Below are 1,132 nucleotides of genomic sequence, written 5' to 3' on the forward strand. Positions count from 1 at the left end.
TTTTAAATTTAACAATTCTTCAATTATCCTTTTCATTTAAATTTAACAATTCTTCAATTATCCTTTTCATTACTACGCCATACTACATAATATCATTTATTATCAACTGTATTAAATGGTTTTTCTTGTGGTGCTATTCATTCTAAATTATTTTTAATATTTTCATCAGCTGTATCTATTTTATTCTTTTCTTTTAGTTCTTTTAATTCTTCGGATGTATATTCTTGTGGTGCATTACAAGCAACTACATTTGTTGTGCTTGTTCCTAGTAAACTAATTGCACCTATTATACTTAATAATCTTTTCATTTCTATTCTCCTTCTTTATTTATTAGTTAAATTATATAATAAAAATAAAAAAAGAGATATTAAATCTCTTTTTTATATTTACTTTTTATTAAATGGCGGAACAGGAGAGATTTGAACTCTCACATCGGTTACCCGACCTAACATCTTAGCAGGATGTCCTCTTGTCCAATTTGAGTACTGTTCCATATAGAAATACTAAAATCATTGATGAGATAAACCCAAGGTGTCTTATTTTTCATTGATGAGATAAACCCAAGGTTCACCATTATGATTTGACAGTTAGTGAAATAAAGGGTCATGCAGAACATAGATGAGAAGATTATACAGGAATAAAATATTTTAAATCTGTTTATCGTTGAAATTTAGATACACAAGAACCTGATTTAGTTGTTGATAATGAGGGTAATATAAAAGTTAATGAAGAATAAAAAAGAGATTTAATAATCTCTTTTTGTTTTTTTAATTTGGTTTAATTGTAATTTTAATAGGATTATCACTAGTATTTCCCATATTTAATACAAAATCATTTAAGTCTATTGTTATATCTTTATCATTACCAAAATATTTTCAATGAGTTATTATTTGTCCTAATAGTTTAGCAAATAATACTTTTACAAATATAATTTTTAATTTCATATCATTTGTATAATATGCTTGTAAATATGTTTCTTTAATTTTATCATTATCGTTATTAGATAATTTTGTTATTTGTAATAAGAATTTAATTATTACTCTATTTTGATAGGCAAAATAGGTATTTGGATAATCTCCACTTGGTAAACCATTAGTTTTACCAGTCTTAAATGTTTGAATATCATTAGTTA

3 protein-coding genes and 1 tRNA gene are annotated in these 1,132 nt (G+C 24.3%); 1 reads left to right on the forward strand and 3 read right to left on the reverse strand.

Features of this window, described 5'->3' with window-relative positions:
* Positions 1–23: 23 nt before the first annotated feature.
* Positions 24–308, reverse strand: a complete 285-nt coding sequence (locus C6B38_RS04605; RefSeq protein WP_105298832.1) for a lipoprotein — start codon at positions 306–308, stop codon at positions 24–26.
* Positions 309–401: 93 nt separating this feature from the next.
* A tRNA-Ser gene (locus C6B38_RS04610) sits at positions 402–492 on the reverse strand.
* Here C6B38_RS04610 and C6B38_RS09400 point away from each other — a divergent pair.
* The gene (locus C6B38_RS09400; RefSeq protein WP_146693307.1) at positions 470–736 is read left to right on the forward strand and encodes a hypothetical protein; all 267 of its coding nucleotides are present in this window, start codon (positions 470–472) and stop codon (positions 734–736) included. The two genes, C6B38_RS04610 and C6B38_RS09400, sit on opposite strands and share 23 nt — an antisense overlap.
* Positions 737–767: 31 nt before the next feature.
* On the opposite strand, the gene C6B38_RS09975 is transcribed toward C6B38_RS09400, so the two are convergent.
* The coding region (locus C6B38_RS09975; RefSeq protein WP_162475869.1) for a hypothetical protein at positions 768–1,132 on the reverse strand (365 nt) is incomplete at its 5' end.

Origin of the sequence: Spiroplasma sp. ChiS (assembly GCF_002968355.1) — a bacterium.
Lineage (GTDB): Bacteria > Bacillota_I > Bacilli_A > Mycoplasmatales > Mycoplasmataceae > Spiroplasma > Spiroplasma citri.